The following is a 24,061-nucleotide window of genomic DNA, read 5'->3' on the forward strand; positions in this document are numbered from 1 at the left end:
CCAATTGGGGGGGAGAGCGGGACTAAAAGAGATAAATGCGATAAGGGTCAAGTTCTGGCAGGTTACAGGCGGGTGTCAGTTACTTACACTTAGCAGCGACTTTCGTGAACAGGGGCAGGCTCGTATGAAATCGTTGACCTCAACAGACTCTCTGCTTGCGGCCAGCTATCGCGAGGAACCTTTCCGCTTCACGCGCCGGCTGCCGCTGATCCTCACCAAATTAACCCCGCCCCGCTCGCCGGGCGTATTGCTTGAGCGTGACCGCCTGCTGGCAAGGCTGGATGAGGCCGCCGACGGCGCACTGACGCTTCTCTGCGCCGCGGCCGGTTCCGGGAAAACTACCCTGCTGGCGCAGTGGTATCGCCAACGCCAGCAGCAAGGTGACGCCATCGGCTGGCTGAGCCTTGAAGAGGATGAGAACGATCCGGCGCAGTTTGCCCGCTACCTGGTCACCGCCCTGAAACCGCTCTACAGCGGCTGGGGCGAGGCGCTGGAACCCTTTTTGCAGGGCGATATGACGCCGGATCTCTCAGTGTTGCTGGCGGAGCTGACCAACCAGCTGCACCGCTGCCCGCATCCGGTGTGGTTGATCCTTGATGATTACCACGCCCTGAGCCACCCCGCGCTGCACGAGGGCATAAGCTGGCTTATCAACCACGCGCCCGATTCGCTGCACCTGATTATCGGCAGCCGCTTTCGCCCGCCGCTGGCGCTGAGCCGCCTGGCGTTACAGGATGCGCTCAACGAACTGCACGACGAAGATCTGCGTTTCACCCTCGCCGAAGCGCAGGACTACCTCAGCGATGCCGCGCGCACGGCGATCCCCGGCGCGCAGGATGTTCAGCGGCTGATGCTGGCCACAGAGGGGTGGGTGGCCGGGATCAAGATCGCCGCGCTGGCACCGGACTGGCACCACGATCCGCAACGCTTTCTGGCGCGGATTCCTTCCGGCTCGCGCACGCTGGCGCGCTATCTCGACGAGGTGATCTTTACCCCGCTGCCGGAGGCGGTGGTCGATTTTCTGCTGCAAACCGCGATACTCAACCGCCTCACCCCGGCGCTGTGCGATGCGCTGACCGGACGCGAGGACGGCGAAGCGATGCTCGGCTGGATCCAGCACCATAATCTGTTTATCACCGCTCTGGATGAGCACGGCGGCTGGTTTCGCTACCACCACCTGATGCGCGACGCGCTGCTGGCCCGCTTGCAGCAGAGCGAACCGGCGCGCATGCGGCAGCTGCATGAGCGCGCCAGCAACTGGTTTGCCGGGCAGCAACTCTGGGCCGAGGCGGTGCGCCACGCGCTGGCAGCGGGAAAAAGCGGCGCGCGGCATGCCGAAGCCAGCGCGCAGTCCCTTGCCGAAGAGGGGGATATCGACACGCTGGTGCGCTGGATGCACTTTCTGCCGCTGACGCCCGATCCGTCGCGCATTGATTTGCAGCTCAATCTCGCCTGGGCGCTGGCGCACCACTTCCGCTTTCAGGCTTCACGCGAACTTCTCGACGGCATTGAGGCGATGGCGCATGACGCCGCGCTGTCGCACAGCGTGCGGGTCAAGCTGCGGGTGGTGCGGGCGATTTGTGAAGCCTTTGCCGAGAATATTGAACTGAGCGTGGCGCTGGTGGAGCCGCTGCTGGCGGAGATCCCCTGCGGTGATCGCTGGGTGGACGGGCTGGTGTGCAACATTCTCAGCTACTGCCACCTCGTTAATGCCCGGCCGGGTCAGGCGCTGGCGGTGCAGAGCCGGTTGCCGGAGCTGAAGGTGGCAAACCGCAATCTGTTTGTTGATGTCTGGCGCGCCTTTGTTATCGCCCAGGCCCATTTACGCCAGGGTAATCTGGCTGACGCAAAACGGGTGGCGGCGCAGACGCTACAGGCCGCCGAGGCGCAAACCGGCAGCAACTCCAGCAGCGGCGCAACGCTGGCACCGATTCTGGCGGAGGTCGCCTGGGAGCGCGACGAGCGGCAGGATATCGACGCGCTGCTGGCGCTGCGCCTTGAGATGATCGAGACCTTTTGCCCGCCGGAAGGGCTGAGCCGCTGCTTTATCGTGCTCTCACGCCAGGCAGCACTCAACGGTCAGATTGCGGAGGCGAAACGGCTTCTCACCTATGGCGGCGAACTGACGCGCCAGCGCCAGTGGCTGCGCGCGCAGGCGGCGCTGCTGGCGGAAACGGTTGAACTGCATCTGCGTGATGAGGCGCTCTCCCCTGCGCTGGAAACGCTGGACGCGCTCCGGCAGTTGCACAGTGAACACGCTGAAACCGGGGCGATCGGCTTCTATCGGCGGGTCAGCGAAAGCCGCATCGCCCTTGCTGAAGGTCATGCTCATCAGGCTGCGGCTGCCTTTGCGACCCTTGCCGACGAGCAGCAGCAGCGCGGCGAGGCACTCTCTGCCCTGCGCTTACGTCTGGTGCAGGCCGTTGCCCTCTGGCATGCCGGGGCGTATCAACAGGCGTGTATGGTCTTCACTTCGCCGCTGCAACAGGCGCTTGAGCGAGGTTTACTGCGCAGCCTGCTCGATCTCGGTGCGGTATTAGTAGGGCTGCTGGACGAGCTGCTTGCCCGCCAGGCAACGCCGGAGGCGCTCAGGCAACAGGCTTCTACCCTGCGACAGCAGGCGGTGGAGCTGTTTGGTTTACCGCCGAGACGGCACGATGAGACAGAAGAGACGCGCTATCTCACCGAGCGCGAGCAGCAGACGCTTGAGCTTATCGCCAGCGGTCACTCGAACAAGGAGATTGCCCGCGTGCTGGGGATTTCGGCGGAGACGGTCAAATGGCACTTAAAACAGATGTATGAGAAGTTGCAGGTCAGCAGCCGAATGCAGGCGGTAAACCAGGCGCGGGAGTGGAAGTTGCTGAAAGTGGAGTAGTGCGGCGCGCTGCGTAACAGCGGCTGAAATGGGTGGGGGCCCTGCCAGCTACATCCCGGCACACACGTCCTTTGCCCTGGCTGCTTCCTTCCGGACCTGACCTGGTGAACAAAGTAGCATTGCGGGAGAACCAACAGGGCCCCCATTGAGAGCGAAGGTTGATAACCAACGCGCTGGCGCATTATCCCCATCCGGCAGGGCAATTGCAACCCATAGGCTGACGGATGCTGGTTTCTTGCGCAATCGCCCCTTCACAGCGGGTAAATCGCTGTTTATTCTGCCCCCTTCTCTGCTCAGGAGCATGTGATGGATACGCAAGACTCTTTTCCCCGCCGGGTTTGGCAAATCGTCGCCGCCATTCCGGAGGGTTATGTCACCACCTATGGCGAAGTGGCGAAACTGGCCGGTTCGCCGCGCGCGGCACGCCAGGTCGGCGGCGTGTTAAAGCGCTTACCGGAGGGCAGCACGCTGCCGTGGCATCGGGTGGTCAATCGTTATGGCGTTATTTCGCTAAGCGGGCCGGATTTACAAAGGCAACGTCAGGCACTGCTGGCTGAAGGCGTGGTGGTATCGGGAAGCGGTGAGATTGATTTGAACAAGTATCGCTGGCGCTACGAGTAGCCCCTCCCCCGCAGGAGAGGAGCAAAACGCACGCAGATTAGTACTGGGTCGGCGCCGGAGTGGCGTTAGACGGGGTAACCTGGGTTGGTGAGGTCGACGGTACAGTGTTCGGCGTACCACCGCTCTGCTGCAGCGGAACCGCGGTCTGCTGAACCGGAACCAGCGTCAGGTCAACTTTGGTGCCGCCCTGGTTGATAACCGGCTTAACCGAGTCGGTGATAAACACCATCTTGTTGTCGACGGTGATCGCTGCACTCAGCAGGATACGCGCGTTCGGCTGGATGTCGGCCGGGTTAAACGGCAGGACATAGCTGTACGGCGGCTGTTTCCCATCGGTGCGTACCGCTTTCTGCGCCAGCACTTTCGACGGCGCGTTGGCCTGGGTGGCATCAGAAACGGTAACGGTTAACACCGCATCCGGCGGCAGCGCCACTTTCTGACGGATCCAGACCGTACCGGTCACGCTTGGCTGAGCAATCGCCGCTTTATTCGTGGCGGACGGCGCATTGGGATTAGGTGCCGGCGTTGGGATATCGCCGCCTTTTTGGGCGCACGCCGATAACGCGACTGCGACTGCTAAACCACTTAACATGGGCACGAGTTTCATTGATCTCTCCTTATCTTCAATGCACCTGCAGGCGCAGCGCCTGCCAGATGTGTGGCTAAACCTTCGTAACCTGAACAAGTGTGGCACATATACCCGATATATTCCTGTAAACACCCATTCATTCAGATTATTGCACCCATCGGACCACTCCATTTTCCAGGTTATACTCAGGCAATATATGCTACGTCAGCCGCTATTTATTTGAGGAATTGTATGAGTCAGGCGCTATCTAATCTGCTGGCATTATTGAATCTGGAAAAAATTGAAGAGGGGCTGTTCCGTGGGCAGAGCGAAGATTTAGGTCTGCGCCAGGTCTTTGGCGGCCAGGTGGTCGGGCAGGCGCTCTATGCGGCGAAAGAGACCGTTCCGGCAGACCGCCTGGTGCACTCTTTCCACAGCTACTTTTTGCGCCCCGGCGATAGCCAGAAACCGATTGTTTATGACGTGGAAGTGCTGCGCGACGGCAACAGCTTTAGCGCCCGCCGCGTGGCGGCGGTGCAGAACGGCAAGCCGATTTTCTATATGACCGCCTCCTTCCAGGCCCCGGAGCCGGGCTACGAGCATCAAAAAACGATGCCCGCCGCGCCCGCGCCGGATTCGCTCAAATCGGAAACGGAGATCGCCCGCGATCTCTCGCACCTGCTGCCGCCCGGCGTGAAGGAGAAGTTCCTCAGCGACAAACCGCTGGAGATCCGCCCGGTGGAGTTCCATAACCCGCTGAAGGGCCATGTGGCCGATCCGGTGCGTCAGGTGTGGATCCGCGCCAACGGCGTGCTGGATGAAGATTTCCGCATCCACCAATATCTGCTTGGCTACGCCTCGGACTTTAACTTCCTGCCGGTGGCGCTGCAGCCGCACGGCGTTGGTTTCCTTGAGCGCGGCATGCAGGTGGCGACTATCGACCACTCAATGTGGTTCCATCGCCCGTTCAATATGAACGACTGGCTGCTCTACAGCGTGGAGAGCACCTCCGCCTCCAGCGCGCGCGGCTTTGTGCGCGGCGAATTCTATACCCAGGATGGCGTGCTGGTGGCCTCCAGCGTGCAGGAAGGGGTGATGCGTAACCGCAACTAAGCCGGTTGTGTCATCGCCAAAAGAAAAGCCTCCGCACGCGGAGGCTTTTTTATGCTCAGGAGATACTCAACTTATCAGGCGTTGTAGGCGTTTTCGCCGTGGCTGTTGACGTCCAGCCCTTCACGCTCTTGCTCTTCCGGTACGCGCAGGCCAACCGTCATATCCGCCAGTTTGTAGCCGATAAAGGCGACCACCGCAGACCAGACGATAGTGATGCCCACACTCTCCAGCTGCACCAGCACCTGGTGGCCCATGGTGACGCCGGAGGCGAAGCCTACGCCGCCGAGGGAGGTGGAGGCGAAGATGCCCGTCAGGATACAGCCAATAATGCCGCACACGCCGTGAACGCCGAAGACATCACACGGATCATCGACGCGCAGCATACGTTTCAGCGCCGTCACGCCCCACAGACCCGCCAGACCGCACACCAGACCGACAATCAGCGCGCCGCCGACACCGACATAACCACACGCCGGGGTAATACCAACCAGACCGGCAATCGCACCGGAGCAGGCACCGAGCAGCGAAGGCTTGCCGCGCATTGCCCACTCGCCAAAGACCCAGGAGAGGATCGCGGCAGCAGTGGCGACCACGGTGTTAACAAAGGCCAGCGCGGCGATTTCGTTGGCGCTGCTCGCCGAACCGGCGTTGAAGCCAAACCAGCCAACATAGAGGATCGCAGTACCGATAAAGACCATCGGCAGGTTGTGCGGTTTAAACGCCTCTTTGCCGAAGCCGACGCGTTTGCCAATCAGATACGCACCCACGAGGCCTGCAATCGCGGCGTTAATATGCACCACCGTACCACCCGCAAAGTCGAGCGCGCCATGGGTTGCCAGCAGACCGCCGCCCCATACCATGTGCGCAATCGGCACATAGGAGAGCGTCATCCACACCACCACAAAGATCAGCACCGCAGAGAAGCGAATACGTTCGGCGAGCGCGCCGACGATAAGCCCCACGGTGATGCAGGCGAAGGAGCCCTGGAAGGCGACATGGATGTATTGATAAATGCTGCCCATCACGTCGGTGAGGGCGATATTTTTCAGCATCACCCAGTTGAAGCTGCCGAAGAAGCTGTTGCCTTCACTGAAGGCCAGCGAGTAGCCATAGACCACCCAGAGAATGCAGACCAGCGCGAAGGTGACGGCCACCTGGGTCAGCATCGAGAGCACGTTTTTGCCACGGATCAGGCCGCCGTAAAAGAGCGCGATGCCCGGAATGGACATAAACAGCACCAGCGCGGTGCAAATCATCATAAAACCGTTATCGGCTTTATCCGCAACGGCCGGCGCGGCAAGCGCCAGGCCCGGCAGCAAAGCCAGCGAGGCAAGGGTAGCTTTTACTGTTTTCATTCTCATTTTTCCGATCCCTATCACTGTGTGTCAGCTATTACAGCGCCGCTTCGTCGGCTTCGCCGGTACGAATACGGATCACGCGTTCGAGTTCGGCAACGAAAATTTTGCCGTCGCCAATTTTTCCGGTGTAGGCCGCTTTGCTGATGATATCGATCACCTCATCAAGCTGGTCGTCGGCGATCGCCACGTCGATTTTTACTTTTGGCAGGAAGTTGACGCTGTATTCCGCACCGCGGTAAAGCTCGGCATGCCCCTTCTGACGGCCAAACCCTTTTACTTCCGTCACGGTCAGCCCCTGAATACCAATCGAAGAGAGCGCTTCACGCACATCTTCAAGTTTGAATGGCTTAATCACCACGGTTACCAGCTTCATAGATTCCCCTCACTCGACATTCGCAAATGGACGCAGCCAACATGAGGAAGGTATTGCAAGGGGTGTGCCAGAAATGTGAAGGCGCGCGTTTTCGCGCAATAAAGAGACAAAACCAGAAGCGGTGATGGGCGGCGCAAGCGCGCAGATGAAGCACAAGCGGCGGAAAAAAGAAAAACGCACCATGACGGTGCATAGTGCGTTACATTTTTGCACCACCAGGCGCAGGCGCGCGGCGGGTGCTTAATTTTGGTGCATCAGGCGCTGAGTGACTCTTCCCGCGTGCTCGCCGCCAGCTCTTCACCGGCTAATTGCAGCTGGTACATCTGGTAGTAGCGCCCTTTCGCCGCCAGCAACTGCTGGTGGGTACCGCGCTCAACCGCTTGTCCACGGTGCAGCACCAGAATGGTTTCTGCCTCGACAATGGTCGATAAGCGGTGAGCAATCACCACCAGCGTGGTCTTCTCGCGGATCGCCGCCAGCGCCTGCTGGATCGCCTGCTCGGTGCCGGAGTCGATATTCGCCGTCGCTTCATCCAGGATCAGGATCTGCGGGGCATCAACCAGCACGCGCGCCAGCGCCAGCAGCTGCTTCTGCCCGACGGAGAGATTATTCCCCTGCTCGCCAAGGCGAGTGTAGATCCCTTCACTCATGGTGCGTGCCAGATCGGCGAGCTGGACAATCTCAAGCGCTTTCCACACGCGCTCTTCGCTGATATCCCGCCCAAGGGTGACGTTGGCAAAGAAGCTGTCGGCCAGCACCACCGGATCCTGCTGCACCATCGCGACGCCTTTGCGCAGCGCGGTGTGGCCTAGCGTGGCAAGCGGGCGACCGTCGAGGCGGATCTCCCCTTGGGTTAACGGGTAGTAGCCCATCAGCAGGCTGGCGAGCGTACTTTTACCGCTGCCGGTATGGCCGACCAGCGCGACAAAGCTGCGCGGTTCAACATGCAGGGAGATATCCTGCAACACCAGCTGATCTTCGCGGTAGGCGAAGGAGAGGTTTTCAATATCGATCGCCCCGCTGTGCAGCGGCGTCTCGTCATCGCCGTAGTTCTGGCGCGGCCTATCCATCAGTTCGAAGACGCGCTCACCGGCGACCACCGCCTGTTGCAGCATCGACTGCTGGGTCGTCAGCTCAATCAGCGGCTCGTTAAGACGGCCAAGGTAGCTAATAAAGGCGTAGAGCACCCCAACCTCCACCGTGCCGACGGTCGAGAAGCCAAACAGCATCAGCAGGCCGCAGAGCACCAGCGCCGAAAAGAGGCTCAGCAGCGGGCGCAGCAGGAAGCCATCGAGGCGCAGGGTTTGCATCCGCGCGAGGTAGTGCGAGCGGCTGGCTTCACTCATGCGCTCGCCGAAGCGCGCCTGCTGGCGGAACTGCTGGATCACGCTCATGCCGTTGATGATTTCGTTAAAGCCGTCGTTGATATCGGCAAGGTAGGCGCGCATGCGCCGCACAATCGGCGTGCTGAAACGCTGATAGATCAGCATTACGATAATCACCGCCGGGAAAATGCCCATCGCCACCAGCGCCATGCGCCAGTCGAGGCTGAACATCGCCACCAGCATTGCGCCAATCAGCGCCGCGCTGCGCAGCACGGTGGCGACCACCGTCACGTAGAGATCGCGGATCACTTCGGTGTCGTTGGTTACGCGCGAGATAATCTGCCCTACCGGCTGGGTGTCGAAGGCGCTGAGCGGCTGGCGCAGCGCGGCATCCATCACATCGGTACGCAGCTGTTGCACCACGCCGACCGCCGCCTGGTTAAAGAGCAGCGCCTGGGCATAGTGCAGCCCTGCCGCCAGCAGTTGCAGGCCGACATAGGCCGCCGCCAGCCCGGCGATCAGCGCGAGCGGCAGGTAGCTTTTCGCCACCATATTATCGATAAAGTAGCTGATCAGCGCCGGGCCGGAGACTTCGGCAATCGCCGCGACCCACAGCATCAGCACTGCTTTGCTCAGCGGCTTGCGCCACGGTTTGCCATAGACCAGCAGACGTTTCAGCGTCGGCCACTGGCGAGAGAAGTTACGCATCCTGGGCCTCCTGCGGATGGTCGTCCAGCGCCGCTTCCAGCTGCTGATACCGGTACATGTCGCGATACCAGCCTGGCTGGAGCGCGAGCTGCTCATGTTGGCCGCGCTGGGCGATATGGCCATGTTGCATAACGATAATCTCACTGGCTTCCGTCAGCGCCGACAGGCGATGCGCGCTGATAATCACGGTGCGCCCTTCGCCCCACTGGCGCAGGTTGTGCAAAATCTGGTGTTCGGTGCGTCCATCCACCGCAGAGAGGGCGTCATCAAGAATAAGGATTTCGGCATTCAGCAACAGCGCACGAGCGATGGAGATACGCTGTTTCTGCCCGCCGGAGAGCATCACGCCGCGCTCGCCCACTTCGGTGTCGTACCCCTGCGGTAGGCGCAAAATGTCATCATGCACGCTGGCAAGCTTCGCCACATGCTCAATCTCCTCCTGCGTCGCACCGGGTCTGCCAAGGGCGATGTTATTGCCGATGGTGTCGGAGAAGAGAAATGGCGTCTGGTTGACGACAGCAAGGCGGCCGCGCCAGCTGTCCAGTTTCAACTGTGTGAGCGGAATATCGTGGAAGCGGATATCGCCTGCATCGACATCAAAATGGCGCTGGATCAGCGCCAGCAGCGTACTTTTGCCCGCCCCGGTCGGGCCGCAGATGCCGAGCATCTGGCCTGGCTCAAGGGTCGCGCTAACGTTGGTCAGCGCCGCGCCGTCGGTTTGCGGATAGTGAAACTCGCGGATTGAGAGCGTTAAGGTGCCGCGTTCGGCGGGCACGGTTTCCGTGCCGTCGTTCACCACCGGCGCTTCCGCCAGCATATCGCGGATGCGGCTATAGGCCGCGCTGCCGCGCTCGACGATGTTAAACATCCACGCCAGCGCCAGCATCGGCCAGATCATCAGCCCAAGGTACATGGCAAAACTGGTCAGCTCGCCGAGAGTCAAGGAGCCGTGCACCACCATCCAGCTGCCGCCGCCAATCGCCAGCATGTTTGCCATGCCGATGGCGATATAGATAGTTGGATCAAAGCGCGCATCAACGCGCGCCACGCGCATATTTTTCGCGCCGGTATCCGCTGCTTCGCTGCCAAAGAGCGCCGACTGGCGATCTTCCAGACCAAAGGCTTTGATCATGCGGATGCTGGTCATGCTCTCCTGGGTGCGATCGTTTAACGCAGAGAAGGCCGCCTGCGCGGCTTTAAAGCGGCTGTGCAGCTGATCGCCGTAGCGCTTGATCACCAGCGCCATAATCGGCATCGGTAATAACGACAGCAGGGTTAACTGCCAGCTGATCTGGGTTGCCATCACGATCAGCACTACGCAGCCCATCACCAGCGAATCGACCAGCGTTAACACCCCTTCCCCGGCGGCAAACACGACGCGATCCACGTCATTGGTGGCGCGCGCCATTAGATCGCCGGTGCGGTGGCGCAGGTAAAATTCCGGGTGCTGGCGGCTGAGCTGGCGGTAAAAATCCTCACGCAGCTCGACGGCAAGTTGATAGGAGGCACCAAACAACCAGACGCGCCAGACATAGCGCAGCAGATAAGTGACGACAGCAATCGCCACCAGCGCTGCTACCCACATCCACACCTGCTGATGGGTAAACTGCTTCTGGGTGACGCCATCCACCACAATCCCCACCACTTTTGGCGGGATCAGCTGCAAGATAGCAATAATGATAAGTAAGGCGACGGCGCCGAGGTAGCGCTGCCACTCCCGACGAAAATACCAGCCTAACTGAGCAAATAATCGCACGCGGTTACATCCTGAACGTGAATTGCCGACGGTCGGTTAACCGCCGGAAGGGTTATTCAATGGGCAAAGCCGTGGTGTATTTTATCTGTTCCATGGCGAAGCTGGAGGTGACATCCGAGAGCCCCGGCACGCTGTTGACCAGCTTCTTATAGAAGTCATCGTAGCGTTTCATATCCGCCACCTGGACGCGCAGCAGGTAATCGTACTCGCCAGCCATACGCCAAAAGCCTAGCACTTCCGGGAGCTGTGTCACTTCGCTGACGAAGCGGTTATACCAGTCGCTGCTGTGATGTTGGGTTTTGATCAGCACAAATGCCGTCAGCCCCAGCCCGAGTTTTTCCGCATCCAGCACCGCCACGCGGCGCAGTAAGATACCGTCATCTTCCAGTTTTTTCAGCCGTTTCCAGCACGGAGTGGTGGTCAGATTAACGGCATCAGCCAACGCCTGCAAAGAGAGCGAACAATCCTGCTGCAACAGCGCGAGCAGCTTACGGTCAATTTTATCTAACATCCCCTGCTCCGTTAGAAAATTTTTCTCTAAATAGTTTATCGCAAAGGCGAAATGGCAACCTTTTTTTCTTCACCTTTCGCTAGACTGGGCACAAAATGACAAACGGAACAGCATCATGAACAACAGCTGGGTCAAATACGCGATTAATGAAATCAATGCCGACGCGCAGCGCTCTGCGGATACCCACCTTATCCGCCTGACGCTGACGGGTTTTCCGGGTATCAATCTCTATTTAAAAGATGAAAGCACGCACCCCACCGGCAGCCTGAAGCACCGCCTTGCGCGCTCGCTGTTTCTCTACGGCCTGTGCAACGGCTGGATCAAGGAAGGCACCACGATTATTGAAGCCTCCTCCGGCTCAACCGCCATCTCAGAAGCGTGGTTTGCGCGCCTGCTCGGGCTGCCCTTTATCGCCGTGATGCCTTACTGCACGGCGAAACGCAAAGTGGAGCAGATCGAGTTTTACGGCGGCCGCTGCCACTTTGTTGATAGCGCCTGCGAGATCTACGCCGAATCCGAGCGGCTGGCGAAAGAGCTGAACGGTCACTATATGGATCAGTTCACCTTCGCCGAGCGCGCAACGGACTGGCGCGGTAATAACAACATTGCCGACAGCATTTTCCGCCAGATGAAAAATGAGCCGCATCCGGTGCCGGAAGCGATTGTGATGAGCGCAGGAACGGGCGGCACCTCGGCAACCATTGGCCGCTATATTCGCTGCCAGGGTTATGACACGCGCCTGGTGGTGGTTGACCCGGAGAACTCCGTCTTCTTTGATTACTGGCAACAGCGCGACAGCACGCTGCGCAGCCCGATCGGCAGCAAAATCGAAGGCATTGGCCGCCCACGCGTCGAGCCGTCATTTATTGCCGATGTGGTCGATGAGATGCTGCGCGTGCCGGATGCCGCCAGCGTTGCCACCGCGCAGTGGCTGGAGACGCTGCTTGGCCGCAAAGTGGGTGCCTCCACCGGTACCAATATGTGGGGCGCGCTACAGCTTGCGGCGCAGATGCGCGACGAAGGGCGCAATGGCTCGATCGTTACCCTGCTGTGCGACAGCGGCGAGCGCTATCTTGAAACCTACTACAACCCGCAATGGGTGGCGGCGAACCTTGGCGATATTGAGCCGTGGAGCGCGCAGATCTCACTTTTAACCTGCACGAAATAATTCATGATGCGTCGAGGCGGCAAATCTGAGAATCCCCGGGAGCTTACACTAGTAAGTGACTGGGGTGAGCAGATGCAGCTAACAAAGAGGCAGCGTGAAGAATGATGTGCATATAAAAAAAGCCGGGTTTAACAAGACCCGGCTCGCTGGCAATATCTTTTCATTCGGGGGAATAAGGAAGATGTGGAGTGTCCAGCCAGTGTGTCAAAAAGTGCGACACCGCCTGATTACGGCAGTGCCCGATAACCGGTAAATGCGGCAGCGCCGCGCGCAGCTGTGGCATGGCGTTGCCCATGATCATGCCATAGCCGACGCTCTCTAACATCTCTCTGTCATTCATTGCATCGCCAAACGCCATACACTCTTGCAGCGTCAGCCCTAACGATGCGCTGAGTACCGCCAGCGCGGCGCCTTTATTACAGCCGACCGGCAGAACCTCCAGACAATCCATCGCCGCAAAACAGATATGCGCCTGCGCGCCAAGCTGCTCATCAAGTTGCAGCTGCAAACGGCAGAGATCGTCGTGATCGCCGACAAAACTGATCTTGGCAACCTCACTGGTTGGCAGGCGTTTAAGATCGGTAATCTGATAGCTAAAGTCGCTGAAGAGATGCGCCTGCAGCGCCTCCGGCAGCGGCTTATCAGTCAGCCAGCCGGAATCATTAAACACATGCAGCGAAGCACCGGTCTCCCAGCGGCCGTGCAGCACGCGCTCGACTATCTGCGGGGAGAGATCCTGGCGATGGAGGAGTTCGCCCTCTAAGGAGTGGATGCGCGTGCCGTTGCCGGTGATGAGAAAAGCATCCAGCCCGATATGCTGCACAACGCGCTGCATCTCCAGCGCGTGCCGGCCGGTGGCGAAGGCCAGCGTAATTTCCCGTTCATGTAAACGTCGCAGCGCCGCCAGCGTTTGATCGCCCAAACGATGGTCGGGCATAAGCAGGGTGCCGTCCATATCAAAAGCGGCCAGACGCGCCATGATCTACTCTCCAGTTCTGATGCCGTTAGGTTGTGTTTCAGTATTGCGTGGGATATACGGAAGTAATAGTGAATAGATAAAAATTATTGTTCAGGGTTATGAGATTACTCAACCGCCTTAATCAGTTTCAGCGTCTATGGTCGCCCTCTGCCGGTGAGGATCAGGCGGTGAGCATTAGCGAGCTGGCTCTGCGCTGCTATTGCAGCGAACGCCATATGCGCACCCTGCTGCGCCAGATGCAGGCCGCCGGCTGGTTAACGTGGCAGGCGCAGTCCGGACGCGGTAAACGCGGCGCGCTGCATTTCTGCGTGACGCCCGAGCGGCTGCGGCGCGAGATGCTGGAGCAGGCACTGACGGCCGGGCAGCAGCACAACGCGCTGGCGCTCGCCGAGCTTGATCCTGCGGATCTGCGCGCGCTGCTCAACCCCTATCTCGGCGGGCAGTGGCAGAACGAGACGCCGACGCTGCGCATTCCTTACTACCGCCCGCTGGAACCTCTGCTGCCGGGCTTTCTCGCGGGCCGCGCGGAGCAGCACCTGGCCGGGCAGATCTTTAGCGGGCTGACGCGCTTTATCAGCCGCAGCGCGTTACCACAAAGCGACCTGGCGCACCACTGGGAGAGTAGCGAGGATGGCCTGTGCTGGCGCTTTCACCTTCACGCTACCCTGCACTGGCACAATGGCGATGCGGTCACCGCCGCGCAGTTGCATGGGCAGCTTATCGCCCTGCTTGAGTTGCCCGCGTTGCGGATGCTTTTTGCCAGCGTCGAGCACATTACGCTCACCCATCCGTGGTGCATTACCTTTCAGTTGCATCGCCCCGATTACTGGCTGGCGCACCGTCTGGCGAGCTACGGCAGCCGCCTGGCGCACCCCGCTCATCCGCAGATTGGCACCGGGCCGTTTCGCCTTGTCGCCTTCAGTGACGAACTGGTGCGCCTTGAGAGCCACGACCACTACCACTTAGGGCACCCGCTGCTGAAAGCGGTCGAGTACTGGATTGCACCGCAGCTGTTTGATGAGGATTTAGGCACCAGTTGCCGCCACCCGGTGCAGATCGCCATCGGCGAGCCGGAGGAGTTGCGCCACCTGCAACCGGTCAGTAATAGCATCAGCCTCGGTTTTTGCTATCTCGCCCTGCGCTCCGGCGCGCGGCTAAGCCCGGCGCAAGCGCGCCGTCTGGTGCAGATTATCCATCACACCTCGCTTTTGCAGACGCTGCCGCTGGATGAGGGGCTGATTACCCCCAGCCGGGAGTTACTGCCCGGCTGGCATATTCCCGGCTGGCCTGAAGAGAACGTCGCCTTGCCTGCAAAGCTGACGCTTATCTACCATCTGCCGGTGGAGTTGCACACCATGGCGCAGCAGCTTAAAGCGTATCTTGCTGCGCTCGGCTGCGAGCTGACGGTGATTTTTCATGACGGTAAACGCTGGGAAGGGTGCCGCGAACTTGAAGCGGCGGATCTGGTGATGGGCGACAGGCTGATTGGCGAAGCGCCGGAGTACACCCTTGAGCAGTGGCTGCGCTGCGATCCGCTGTGGCCAAACCTGCTCGGCAGCGCGCAGTTCGCGCATCTGCAGGCGACGCTGGATGCGGTGCAGCGCCAGGCCGACGAGCAGGAGCGTATTGCGGCGTTAAAAGCGCTCTTTGATACGCTGATGAACGAGGCGCTGCTGACGCCGCTCTTTAATTACCACTACCGCATTAGCGCGCCGCCGGGGGTTGAGGGGATCGAGGTTAACCGACGCGGCTGGTTTGAGTTTACCGAGGCCTGGCTTCCGGCCCCGTCGCCGTGAAGAAGCTGGTCGCTGCATAGCTCACGCGCTACCATACCTTTTTTGTATAAATGTCAGGAATAATTATGAAACGTGCCGTTGTCGTCTTCAGTGGCGGACAAGACTCCACGACCTGCCTGGTGCAGGCGTTACAGCAGTATGATGAAGTCCATTGCGTGACGTTTGATTATGGGCAGCGCCATCGCGCTGAGATCGATGTCGCACGCGAACTGGCGCAAAAGCTGGGCGCACGGGCGCATAAAGTGCTGGATGTGACGCTGCTTAACGAACTGGCCGTGAGCAGCCTGACGCGCGACAGCATTCCGGTGCCGGACTATGAAGAGAGCGCGGACGGCATCCCGAATACCTTTGTTCCCGGGCGCAATATCCTCTTTCTGACGCTGGCGGCGGTTTACGCTTACCAGGTGCAGGCAGAAGCGGTGATCACCGGCGTGTGCGAGACCGATTTTTCCGGCTACCCGGACTGCCGCGACGAGTTTGTGAAGGCGCTTAACCACGCGGTCAGCCTGGGCCTGGCGAAAGATATCCGCTTTGAAACGCCGCTGATGTGGATCGATAAAGCGCAGACCTGGGCGCTGGCAGATTACTGGGGCGCGCTCGATATGGTGCGCAGCGAAACATTGACCTGTTACAACGGCATTAAAGGCGATGGTTGTGGCCACTGCGCGGCGTGCCATTTACGCGCCAACGGGTTGCAACAGTACCTTGCCGATAAAGCGGCAGTGATGAGCACAATGAAAGCAAAAACCGGATTGAAATAGGCCCGGCCAACAAACCCGCACCAATCCCGTAGGCCGGATAAGCGGCAGCGCCATCCGGCATTATCCCCGCGACAACATTGCCGGATGGCGGCTACGCCTCATCCGGCCTACGGTAACGAAGCCCCTGAAACCGCGTAGGCCGGATAAGCGGTACGCGCCATCCGGCATTACCTCCGCGGCACAATTGCCGGATGGCGGCTTCGCCTTATCCGGCCTACAAAAGCGAGCCCACAGCGAAACCGTCTTTGCTTTTATCTGCAATATGACAGCGATGGGGTTGTGTCCCCGCTGAAATCGGCGAACCGAAGCGGGAATGACAAGGTCTGGACGCCATGGATGGCGGACAGAGGCGAACCGAGACATGGACGAGTCCCGGAACGGGCGAGTAAGTCGAGTCGAGCCGGCCACAGTCAGGCACGCGGGAGGTGAGCGCAGTGCGCAGCACCGATTTCCTCGCGGGGCCGCGGGGATTGACAAGGGGAGCGCGGCCGCTTCCCTTGTCCCGTTCACCGCATAAGAGATTAATGAAACTCCCCAACGCATAGTGAACGGAACCCTTCCACCAGTGCCACATGAAACCCCCATTGCCGGATGGCGCCTCCGCCTTATCCGGCCTACGCGGTTTCAGCGATTCCAGCGCACCTAATCCCGCTCCCCAACCATTATCTCCAGCTTCTCCCGCAACTCCCCCTCCAGCGCCAGCGCTTTCTGGGTTTTCAGATCGATGCAGACAAAAGTCACCAGCGCATCGGCAACCACCTGCCCTTCCGGCTCTAATGTCACCACCTGGCTTAACACGCCGCTTTTGCCGTTAATCTGCTGGACATGACTGGTGACCGTAAGCAGATCGCCGAGCACCGCCGGACGGCGATAGTTGATATTGATGTTAACCACCACAAAAGCGATGTTGTGGGCGGTCATCCACTGAAAACTCTCGTGATGCTCCAGCCCATCCCAGCGCGCCTCCTCAAGAAATTCGAGATAGCGGGCGTTGTTTACATGCTGGTAGACATCAAGGTGGAATCCACGAACTTTTATTTGGGTCTGCATAGCGCGTTAACCTTTACTGTTTATAGTTATAGAGACAGAGGCCATACTGGTATGACCTCCTAATTCTGGCAAAAATTAGCGACTACGCAAGCAGCTTACAGTTTCAGGTTCACCAGATTACGCTCCACCAGCTTGCCGCCCATGCCCGGCACCTGTTTTAAATCTTCTATGCTCTTAAACGGCCCATACTCTTCGCGATAACTGACGATCGCCTGTGCCTTTTTAAGGCCAACGCCCTTAAGCGCCTTTGATAACTCTTCCGCCGTCGCGTTGTTGATGCTGACTTTAACGCCGCCCTCCTCTTCCTGTGTGGATTTTGCCGCTTCCTGGGCTTTGGTGTGAGAAGCCGGTGCCGCGGCGTGTGCCGCTGGTGGTTTTGCACCGCTGGCGGGCGCGGCAAGCGTGGCAGAACTGAATGTCGCACACACAAATGCCAGGGGCAGTAAAAGGGCTTTGACTCCATGTTTCATGCTGTTATCTCCGTTGTGTTAACTCGCAGCGGAGCATAACCAGGGCGAAAAAAGTCCACAAAGGGCAAACAGCAGAAATGGAAAAGGCCGCGAAAGCGGCCTTTGTATATTGCAGAGCGTTACCTTTTTTTGGGAGAAGCTTCCCGTTACTGCTGCTGTTCTGAGGTATCGCCCAGTTTGATTTTGGCTTCTTTGCGCAGGTTGCTCATCAGCGCTTCAAAGGCGATTTGCGCGTTATTCTGCGTCACGCCCTGCATCATCGCTTTCTTCTGCGCTTCCGGCATTTCGCCTGCTTTCACTTCGTCCAGCGCTATGATCACAACATTACGCTGCTGATCGGTGGTGCTGCCGTAGGAGGGTTTATCCTTCGCCGGCAGTGGCAGGTTAAAGGCGGCGGTTGCAACCGGATCCTGTCCGAGGCGCGCGAGGGTTTTCGCTTCGCCGAAGCTCAGACCAGCGGCTTTCATCGCGTCGTCGCCTTTGCCCGCTTTCAGCGCTTCAACCAGTTTGTCGGCATCCAGCTTCGCCTGCTGCTCAGCTTTATCATGCTTAACGATATCCGTGACCTGCGCTTTCACTTCCGCCAGCGGCTTAATCGCTTCCGCTTTATGGTCGGTAACACGCAATACGAACGCGCGATCGCCATCAACGGTGATGATATCGGAGTTGTTGCCAGGCGAGCCGTTCTGCCCTACCAGACCACCGTTGAAAATCGCATCGCTCACCGGTTTGAAGTTCAGCTCTTCCGGCAGGTTGTCGCGGGTAAACCACTCGGTCTGCACCGCTTTGGTACCTGAAACCTGTTCAGCACCGGCCAGAGATTCGTTATCGTTAGTTGCCGCTTCGCTCACTTTACGCTGCAGCGCGAACCAGGCATCCAGCGCATTTTCATGCTTCACTTTCGCCGCCAGTTCATCGCGTACTTCGTTCAGCGGTTTGACAACGGCAGGCTGAATATCATCCAGACGCGCCACCAGGTAGCCAACGGAGGATTTAATCGGGCCTGAGAGCTGGCCTTTCTCTTTCAGACCGGCGTTTTTCAGTTCGTCCGGGGTGGTGGACTCTTCCAGCCAGCCCATGTCACCGCCGTTACGGGCAGAGATGATGTCGGCGGATTTCGCCTTCGCCAGGGCAGCAAAGTCAGCGCCTTTTTTCAGCTCGTCGATCACCGCTTTCGCTTCATCTTCCGTTTTGGTCTGGATGACGCTGTAACGATTACGCTGCGGCTGAGTGAACTGATCCTTGTGCTCGTCGTAGTAAGCCTGAATCTGTGCGTCGGTGGCGTTTTCCTGCATCGCTGCCGCATCAAGCTTGATGTAGCTTACGCGGAACTGCTCCGGCGCAATAAAACGGCTCTTGTTCTGGTCGTAATAGCTGGCGATCTCGTCATCGCTGACCGTCTGTTTTGCTGCCAGCGCGTTCACATCAATCACCGCCTGGCGCACGACGCGCTGCTGGGATACCAGCGCCGCCAGCTCGTCGGTCTCGCCTTTGAGCATAAAATCGGTGCCGGCAACGGCGTTGATCAGTTGCTGAGAGATAAGCTGGTTACGCAGCGCCTGCGCGTATTGATCGGCGCTCATGCCCATACGGTTAACGAGGGCGTTGAAGCGGTTATTATCGAACTTGCCGTCAGACTTGAAAGCATCGGTAGAGAAGATAGCGTTTTTGACCTGCTCATCGCTGATATCGAGGCCAAGCTTCTTCGCGTATTGATCCAGCAGAGCTTCATCAATCATGCGATTGAGCACCTGCTGGCGTACGGATTTCATGTAGTTTTCATTTGCGGCCAGCTCCGAGAACTGGTCACCCAGCTTCTCCGCCATACGGTTGCGTTCGCTGGTTACCGCATTTTCAAACTGCGCGCGGCCGATCTCCTGGCCATTAACTTTTGCGGCGTAATTATTGTTACCGCCAATCAGGTAGTTACCCACGCCAGTCAAAATGAATGACACGATAATCAAACCCAGAATGATCTTGAGCACGACGTGATTCGCCGCCGCGCGTAAATTGTCCATCATGGTGTAACAACACTCCGCTGTAGGTGACTGTAGATCTCAGGCAGCGCACGAGGCCCGCTGCATGTAAGCGCGTATTTTGACAAGAAAACGGTGCAATTGTTAGCCCGCATCGCGCATAAACTCGCAGAAATTGATTTTGCGAAAATAAAAAAGGCACACCTCGCGATGTGCCCTTGTATGTTGCCACCCTCCCCGCGTGGGGAAAGTCCTTAGTTCACGGCGTCTTTCAGCGCTTTACCTGCGCGGAAGCCAGGGACTTTGGCAGCAGCAATAGTAATCTCTTTGCCGGTTTGCGGGTTGCGGCCGGTACGGGCAGCACGCTCTTTAACCGCGAAAGAACCGAAACCAACCAATGCTACCTCTTCCCCGGATTTCAAAGATTCAGTAACAGAAGCCATAAACGCATCTAACGCGCGTCCGGCGGCAGCTTTAGAAATATCAGCGCCAGCGGCAATCTTGTCTATCAGTTGAGATTTATTCACTCTTCTCTTCCTCTCTTTATATTTTATATCGCACCACATCCTTCACAGTGCGACCGCGCAGCAGTTATAACAGGCCTGTCATGCCCTTACAACATCAGTTGATGATGACATAGCCAGCCAGCAATCTAAATTAGCTATACAAAAAAAGACTGGCAAGTGCGAAATCACTCACCAGCCTTATATTTCTCTACGCACTTTGCGCGAGGTCACTATTTTGCAGTAGCAACCTGCATGCCAAACGGCGCATTCTGCAAGGCAAGCGTCAGTACTTCTTCAATACGTTTCACCGGATGGATATCCAGATCGGCAATCACGTTTTCCGGAATTTCTTCCAAATCGCGTTTATTTTCGTAAGGAATCAGTACTGTTTTAATCCCGCCGCGATGCGCTGCCAGCAGTTTCTCTTTCAGACCGCCAATCGGCAGCACCTGGCCACGCAGGGTGATCTCACCCGTCATCGCAACGTCGGCGCGAACCGGGTTACCGGTCAGGCAGGAAACCAGCGCAGTACACATGGCGATACCGGCGCTCGGACCATCTTTCGGCGTAGCGCCTTCCGGCACGTGCACGTGAATGTCGCGTTTTTCGTAGAAGTCGCCGTTGATACCCAGCTTCTCTGCGCGCGCGCGCACCACGGTTAATGCAGCCTGGATAGACTCCTGCATCACTTCACCCAGCGAACCGGTGTAAGTGAGCTTGCCTTTACCCGGCACACAGGCGGTTTCAATGGTCAGCAGATCGCCGCCCACTTCAGTCCACGCCAGACCGGTCACCTGGCCTACACGGTTTTCATCATCCGCACGACCGTAGTCGTAGCGCTGAACGCCGAGGTAGTCATTCAGGTTGTCGCCGTTGATCTCGATATGCTTCAGGGACGGATCCAGCAGCAGCTGTTTTACCGCTTTGCGGCACAGTTTCGAGATTTCACGCTCCAGGCCACGCACGCCCGCTTCGCGAGTGTAGTAGCGAATAATGCCGACGATCGCACTGTCATCAACCGTCAGTTCGTTCGGTTTCAGCGCGTTACGCTCAATCTGCTTGGTCAGCAGGTGGCGTTTGGCAATGTTCAGCTTCTCATCTTCGGTGTAACCGGAGAGGCGAATCACTTCCATACGGTCCAGCAGCGGTGCCGGAATGTTCATGGAGTTAGACGTGGCGACAAACATCACGTCGCTCAGATCGTAATCCACTTCCAGGTAGTGATCGCTGAACGCCACGTTCTGCTCAGGATCGAGCACTTCCAGCAGCGCAGAAGCGGGATCGCCACGCATGTCGGAGGACATTTTGTCGATCTCATCCAGCAGGAAAAGCGGGTTTTTAACGCCAACTTTTGCCATTTTCTGGATCAGTTTACCCGGCATAGAACCGATATAAGTACGGCGGTGACCACGGATTTCTGCTTCATCACGCACGCCGCCCAGCGCCATACGGATATATTTACGGCCGGTCGCTTTCGCGATGGATTGACCGAGCGAGGTTTTACCTACCCCCGGCGGCCCGACCAGGCAGAGAATCGGCCCTTTGAGTTTGTTCATACGGCTTTGAACCGCAAGATACTCAAGGATGCGGTCTTTGACGCGCTCTAAACCGTAGTGGTCGGTATCCAGCACTTCCTGCGCCTGGCGAAGATCTTTTTTGACCTTGCTGCGCGCATTCCACGGAACCTGCACCATCCACTCGATATAGCCGCGTACCACGGTTGCTTCCGCAGACATCGGCGACATCATTTTCAGCTTCTGCAGCTCGGACTCGGCCTTCTCTTTGGCCTCTTTCGGCATTTTCGCCGCGTCGATTTTACGCTTCAGCGCTTCGTTTTCGTCCGGCGCGTCATCCATCTCGCCGAGCTCTTTCTGGATGGCCTTCATCTGCTCATTCAGATAGTACTCGCGCTGGGATTTCTCCATCTGCTTTTTCACGCGGTTGCGAATGCGTTTCTCAACCTGCAGCAGATCGATCTCCGACTCCATCATCGCCATCAGATACTCAAGACGTTCGTTGATGTCGGACATCTCCAGCACTGACTGCTTGTCAGCCAGCTTCAGCGGCATATGCGCAGCAATGGTGTCAGCCAGACGTGCAGGATCGTCGATGCTGTTCAGCGACGTCAGCACTTCCGGCGGAATTTTTTTGTTGAGCTTGATATAGCCTTCGAACTGGCTGATCGCGGTACGTACCAGCACTTCCTGCTCGCGCTCATCAATGGCCGGCGAGTCAAGGTACTCCGCTTTCGCAGAGAAGTGCTCGCCGTTATCGGCAAGCGAAGTAATGCGCGCGCGCTGAAGCCCCTCGACCAGCACTTTTACAGTGCCATCAGGCAGTTTCAACATTTGCAGAATAGACGCCACGGTCCCGACGGTGAAAAGATCGTTTACACCCGGCTCATCCGTTGACGCTTCTTTCTGCGCAACCAGCATGATTTTTTTATCATGATCCATGGCTGCTTCAAGACAACGGATTGATTTTTCCCGCCCCACAAATAACGGGATGACCATGTGCGGATAAACCACCACATCGCGCAACGGCAATACGGGGATTTCAATGCGTTCAGAACGCTCAGGATTCATAGAGCTCTCTCTTAGTTTAAAGTCCGCCAGGTAATCAAGGTGACGTGACTGTGCCACACGCACCATTAACATGTAATGGAGTATATGGGGATGTTTCCCACACATTCAACGCCGGGAAGTCGGAAAAATAAAAGGGGAGATAAAATCCCCCCTTTTTGATTAACTGACTGTATGAATTGACGAATTATTCGCCAGATGCCTGCTGCGCTTCCGGCTTGCCGTAAATCAGCAGCGGCTTGGTTTGCCCTTCGATTACCGACTCATCAATCACCACTTTCTCGACGTCTTCCAGAGACGGCAGATCGTACATGGTGTCGAGCAGCGCGGCTTCTACGATAGAGCGCAGACCACGGGCGCCGGTTTTGCGGCTCATCGCTTTCTTGGCGATAGCGTTCAGCGCTTCGTCGCGGAACTCAAGATCGACGCCTTCCAGATTAAACAGCGCCTGATACTGCTTAGTCAGGGCGTTTTTCGGCTCTTTCAGGATCTGGATCAGCGCTTCTTCGCTCAGCTCGTTCAGCGTAGCGACAACCGGCAGACGACCGATGAACTCAGGGATCAGACCAAACTTGATCAAATCTTCCGGTTCAACCTGCGCCAGCAGCTCGCCCTCTTTCGCTTTTTCGGATTTTCCTTTCACCGTTGCGCCAAAACCGATGCCGGAGCCGGTTTCCACACGGTGAGAGATCACCTTATCGAGGCCGGCGAAAGCACCACCGCAGATAAAGAGGATTTTAGAGGTATCAACCTGCAAAAACTCCTGCTGCGGATGCTTACGACCGCCCTGCGGCGGAACCGCAGCAACGGTACCTTCGATCAGCTTCAGCAGCGCCTGCTGTACGCCTTCGCCCGATACGTCACGGGTGATGGAAGGGTTGTCTGACTTACGGGAGATCTTATCGATCTCATCAATGTAGACGATGCCGCGCTGGGCTTTCTGCACATCGTAGTCACACTTCTGCAGCAGCTTCTGAATGATGTTTTCCACATCTTCACCAACGTAGCCCGCTTCGGTAAGCGTGGTGGCGTCCGCCATGGTGAACGGGACATCAAGAAGGCGCGCCAGCGTTTCCGCCAGCAGCGTTTTACCGGAACCGGTCGGCCCGATCAGCAGAATGTTACTTTTGCCCAGTTCAACACCGTTGCTGGTGTCGCCGTTGCGCAGGCGTTTGTAGTGGTTGTAAACCGCCACCGCCAGCACCTTTTTCGCCTGCTCCTGACCGATAACATAGTCATCGAGATGGTGGCGGATTTCATGCGGCGTCGGCAGCGCGCTGCGCTCGCGGTGCGGCGCAACTTCTTTAATCTCTTCGCGAATAATGTCGTTACACAGATCCACACATTCGTCGCAGATATACACGGACGGTCCGGCGATCAGTTTACGCACTTCATGCTGGCTTTTGCCGCAAAAAGAGCAGTACAACAGTTTGCCCGAACCATCTTTGCGTTTATCTGTCATGAGTAAAACCTCTTTTCTGTTCTTTGCGCCACACGACGACGCAAATGCCATTCCAGGCGCAAAACGTTACTCAGGCATTACGCCGCTTGCACTGGAAAGTATA

At 58.0% G+C, this 24,061-nt stretch carries 19 protein-coding genes and 1 other RNA gene; 6 read left to right on the top strand and 14 right to left on the bottom strand.

Going from position 1 to position 24,061, the window contains the following annotated elements:
* The first annotated feature begins 124 nt into the window (after window positions 1–124).
* Window positions 125–2,875: a LuxR C-terminal-related transcriptional regulator gene (locus N7V53_RS05055; RefSeq protein ID WP_279792465.1), complete on the top strand. Its 2,751-nt coding sequence runs from the start codon at window positions 125–127 to the stop codon at window positions 2,873–2,875.
* A 39-nt stretch (window positions 2,876–2,914) separates the two neighbouring features.
* Here N7V53_RS05055 and ffs read toward each other — a convergent pair.
* Window positions 2,915–3,011: signal recognition particle sRNA small type (gene ffs, locus N7V53_RS05060), an RNA gene on the bottom strand.
* Window positions 3,012–3,181: 170 nt separating this feature from the next.
* On the opposite strand from ffs, the gene N7V53_RS05065 reads away from it, so the two are divergent.
* Complete coding sequence (locus N7V53_RS05065) at window positions 3,182–3,496, top strand: MGMT family protein (RefSeq protein WP_023478280.1); 315 nt, start codon at window positions 3,182–3,184, stop codon at window positions 3,494–3,496.
* A 37-nt stretch (window positions 3,497–3,533) separates the two neighbouring features.
* On the opposite strand, the gene N7V53_RS05070 is transcribed toward N7V53_RS05065, so the two are convergent.
* Window positions 3,534–4,103 (bottom strand): YbaY family lipoprotein, encoded by a 570-nt coding sequence (locus N7V53_RS05070; protein WP_023478266.1) that lies wholly within the window; start codon window positions 4,101–4,103, stop codon window positions 3,534–3,536.
* A 213-nt stretch (window positions 4,104–4,316) separates the two neighbouring features.
* On the opposite strand from N7V53_RS05070, the gene tesB reads away from it, so the two are divergent.
* Window positions 4,317–5,177 carry an acyl-CoA thioesterase II gene (tesB, locus tag N7V53_RS05075; protein ID WP_023478293.1) on the top strand — a complete coding sequence of 287 codons (861 nt, stop codon included), beginning with the start codon at window positions 4,317–4,319 and terminating at the stop codon, window positions 5,175–5,177.
* A gap of 74 nt (window positions 5,178–5,251) precedes the next feature.
* Here the strand turns inward: tesB and amtB are convergent, their stop codons facing one another.
* The 5 genes from amtB to N7V53_RS05100 all read right to left on the bottom strand — a co-directional run bounded on the left by amtB (window position 5,252) and on the right by N7V53_RS05100 (window position 11,208).
* The gene (gene amtB, locus N7V53_RS05080) at window positions 5,252–6,538 is read right to left on the bottom strand and encodes an ammonium transporter AmtB (protein WP_023478272.1); all 1,287 of its coding nucleotides are present in this window, start codon (window positions 6,536–6,538) and stop codon (window positions 5,252–5,254) included.
* A gap of 31 nt (window positions 6,539–6,569) precedes the next feature.
* The gene (gene glnK / locus N7V53_RS05085) at window positions 6,570–6,908 is read right to left on the bottom strand and encodes a P-II family nitrogen regulator (protein ID WP_023478250.1); all 339 of its coding nucleotides are present in this window, start codon (window positions 6,906–6,908) and stop codon (window positions 6,570–6,572) included.
* A gap of 254 nt (window positions 6,909–7,162) precedes the next feature.
* Window positions 7,163–8,941 carry a SmdB family multidrug efflux ABC transporter permease/ATP-binding protein gene (locus N7V53_RS05090; protein ID WP_279792468.1) on the bottom strand — a complete coding sequence of 593 codons (1,779 nt, stop codon included), beginning with the start codon at window positions 8,939–8,941 and terminating at the stop codon, window positions 7,163–7,165.
* The gene (locus N7V53_RS05095; protein WP_279792470.1) at window positions 8,934–10,697 is read right to left on the bottom strand and encodes a SmdA family multidrug ABC transporter permease/ATP-binding protein; all 1,764 of its coding nucleotides are present in this window, start codon (window positions 10,695–10,697) and stop codon (window positions 8,934–8,936) included. The genes N7V53_RS05090 and N7V53_RS05095 overlap by 8 nt, the downstream gene beginning before the upstream one ends.
* Window positions 10,698–10,749: 52 nt before the next feature.
* Entirely contained in the window at window positions 10,750–11,208 is a 459-nt protein-coding gene (locus N7V53_RS05100) for an Lrp/AsnC family transcriptional regulator (RefSeq protein ID WP_023478271.1), read from the bottom strand.
* 115 nt (window positions 11,209–11,323) lie between these two features.
* On the opposite strand from N7V53_RS05100, the gene N7V53_RS05105 reads away from it, so the two are divergent.
* Entirely contained in the window at window positions 11,324–12,376 is a 1,053-nt protein-coding gene (locus N7V53_RS05105) for a PLP-dependent cysteine synthase family protein (RefSeq protein WP_279792473.1), read from the top strand.
* A 160-nt stretch (window positions 12,377–12,536) separates the two neighbouring features.
* On the opposite strand, the gene cof is transcribed toward N7V53_RS05105, so the two are convergent.
* Window positions 12,537–13,355, bottom strand: a complete 819-nt coding sequence (gene cof / locus N7V53_RS05110) for an HMP-PP phosphatase (RefSeq protein WP_279792474.1) — start codon at window positions 13,353–13,355, stop codon at window positions 12,537–12,539.
* Window positions 13,356–13,453: 98 nt separating this feature from the next.
* Here cof and N7V53_RS05115 point away from each other — a divergent pair, with 98 nt between their 5' ends.
* Both N7V53_RS05115 and queC read left to right on the top strand, forming a co-directional pair.
* Window positions 13,454–15,151: an SgrR family transcriptional regulator gene (locus tag N7V53_RS05115; protein WP_279792476.1), complete on the top strand. Its 1,698-nt coding sequence runs from the start codon at window positions 13,454–13,456 to the stop codon at window positions 15,149–15,151.
* 65 nt (window positions 15,152–15,216) lie between these two features.
* The gene (queC, locus tag N7V53_RS05120) at window positions 15,217–15,912 is read left to right on the top strand and encodes a 7-cyano-7-deazaguanine synthase QueC (RefSeq protein WP_023478299.1); all 696 of its coding nucleotides are present in this window, start codon (window positions 15,217–15,219) and stop codon (window positions 15,910–15,912) included.
* A gap of 642 nt (window positions 15,913–16,554) precedes the next feature.
* Here the strand turns inward: queC and N7V53_RS05125 are convergent.
* The 6 genes from N7V53_RS05125 to clpX all read right to left on the bottom strand — a co-directional run bounded on the left by N7V53_RS05125 (window position 16,555) and on the right by clpX (window position 23,958).
* Window positions 16,555–16,962, bottom strand: a complete 408-nt coding sequence (locus N7V53_RS05125) for a YbgC/FadM family acyl-CoA thioesterase (protein WP_279792479.1) — start codon at window positions 16,960–16,962, stop codon at window positions 16,555–16,557.
* A 95-nt stretch (window positions 16,963–17,057) separates the two neighbouring features.
* Entirely contained in the window at window positions 17,058–17,432 is a 375-nt protein-coding gene (locus N7V53_RS05130) for a helix-hairpin-helix domain-containing protein (protein WP_279792480.1), read from the bottom strand.
* 146 nt (window positions 17,433–17,578) lie between these two features.
* Window positions 17,579–19,453, bottom strand: a complete 1,875-nt coding sequence (ppiD, locus tag N7V53_RS05135) for a peptidylprolyl isomerase (RefSeq protein WP_054804406.1) — start codon at window positions 19,451–19,453, stop codon at window positions 17,579–17,581.
* 209 nt (window positions 19,454–19,662) lie between these two features.
* Window positions 19,663–19,935: a nucleoid-associated protein HU-beta gene (hupB, locus tag N7V53_RS05140; protein ID WP_034814128.1), complete on the bottom strand. Its 273-nt coding sequence runs from the start codon at window positions 19,933–19,935 to the stop codon at window positions 19,663–19,665.
* 209 nt (window positions 19,936–20,144) lie between these two features.
* The gene (gene lon / locus N7V53_RS05145) at window positions 20,145–22,499 is read right to left on the bottom strand and encodes an endopeptidase La (protein ID WP_023481941.1); all 2,355 of its coding nucleotides are present in this window, start codon (window positions 22,497–22,499) and stop codon (window positions 20,145–20,147) included.
* Between the two features lie 184 nt (window positions 22,500–22,683).
* The gene (gene clpX, locus N7V53_RS05150; protein ID WP_054804405.1) at window positions 22,684–23,958 is read right to left on the bottom strand and encodes an ATP-dependent protease ATP-binding subunit ClpX; all 1,275 of its coding nucleotides are present in this window, start codon (window positions 23,956–23,958) and stop codon (window positions 22,684–22,686) included.
* Between the last annotated feature and the right edge of the window lie 103 nt (window positions 23,959–24,061).

It is taken from the genome of Kosakonia sp. HypNH10, assembly GCF_029850615.1.
GTDB classification, from domain to species: domain Bacteria; phylum Pseudomonadota; class Gammaproteobacteria; order Enterobacterales; family Enterobacteriaceae; genus Kosakonia; species Kosakonia cowanii.

Bases quoted from the DNA above. Each gene is read 5' to 3' on its own strand.
- queC (WP_023478299.1), top strand. From the start codon at position 15,217: ATGAAACGTGCCGTTGTCGTCTTCAGTGGCGGACAAGACTCCACGACC.
- N7V53_RS05070 (WP_023478266.1), bottom strand. From the start codon at position 4,103: ATGAAACTCGTGCCCATGTTAAGTGGTTTAGCAGTCGCAGTCGCGTTA.
- N7V53_RS05055 (WP_279792465.1), top strand. From the start codon at position 125: ATGAAATCGTTGACCTCAACAGACTCTCTGCTTGCGGCCAGCTATCGC.
- N7V53_RS05125 (WP_279792479.1), bottom strand. From the start codon at position 16,962: ATGCAGACCCAAATAAAAGTTCGTGGATTCCACCTTGATGTCTACCAG.
- ppiD (WP_054804406.1), bottom strand. From the start codon at position 19,453: ATGATGGACAATTTACGCGCGGCGGCGAATCACGTCGTGCTCAAGATC.
- clpX (WP_054804405.1), bottom strand. From the start codon at position 23,958: ATGACAGATAAACGCAAAGATGGTTCGGGCAAACTGTTGTACTGCTCT.
- amtB (WP_023478272.1), bottom strand. From the start codon at position 6,538: ATGAGAATGAAAACAGTAAAAGCTACCCTTGCCTCGCTGGCTTTGCTG.
- tesB (WP_023478293.1), top strand. From the start codon at position 4,317: ATGAGTCAGGCGCTATCTAATCTGCTGGCATTATTGAATCTGGAAAAA.
- lon (WP_023481941.1), bottom strand. From the start codon at position 22,499: ATGAATCCTGAGCGTTCTGAACGCATTGAAATCCCCGTATTGCCGTTG.
- N7V53_RS05130 (WP_279792480.1), bottom strand. From the start codon at position 17,432: ATGAAACATGGAGTCAAAGCCCTTTTACTGCCCCTGGCATTTGTGTGT.
- N7V53_RS05065 (WP_023478280.1), top strand. From the start codon at position 3,182: ATGGATACGCAAGACTCTTTTCCCCGCCGGGTTTGGCAAATCGTCGCC.
- glnK (WP_023478250.1), bottom strand. From the start codon at position 6,908: ATGAAGCTGGTAACCGTGGTGATTAAGCCATTCAAACTTGAAGATGTG.
- cof (WP_279792474.1), bottom strand. From the start codon at position 13,355: ATGGCGCGTCTGGCCGCTTTTGATATGGACGGCACCCTGCTTATGCCC.
- N7V53_RS05105 (WP_279792473.1), top strand. From the start codon at position 11,324: ATGAACAACAGCTGGGTCAAATACGCGATTAATGAAATCAATGCCGAC.
- N7V53_RS05090 (WP_279792468.1), bottom strand. From the start codon at position 8,941: ATGCGTAACTTCTCTCGCCAGTGGCCGACGCTGAAACGTCTGCTGGTC.
- N7V53_RS05115 (WP_279792476.1), top strand. From the start codon at position 13,454: ATGAGATTACTCAACCGCCTTAATCAGTTTCAGCGTCTATGGTCGCCC.
- N7V53_RS05100 (WP_023478271.1), bottom strand. From the start codon at position 11,208: ATGTTAGATAAAATTGACCGTAAGCTGCTCGCGCTGTTGCAGCAGGAT.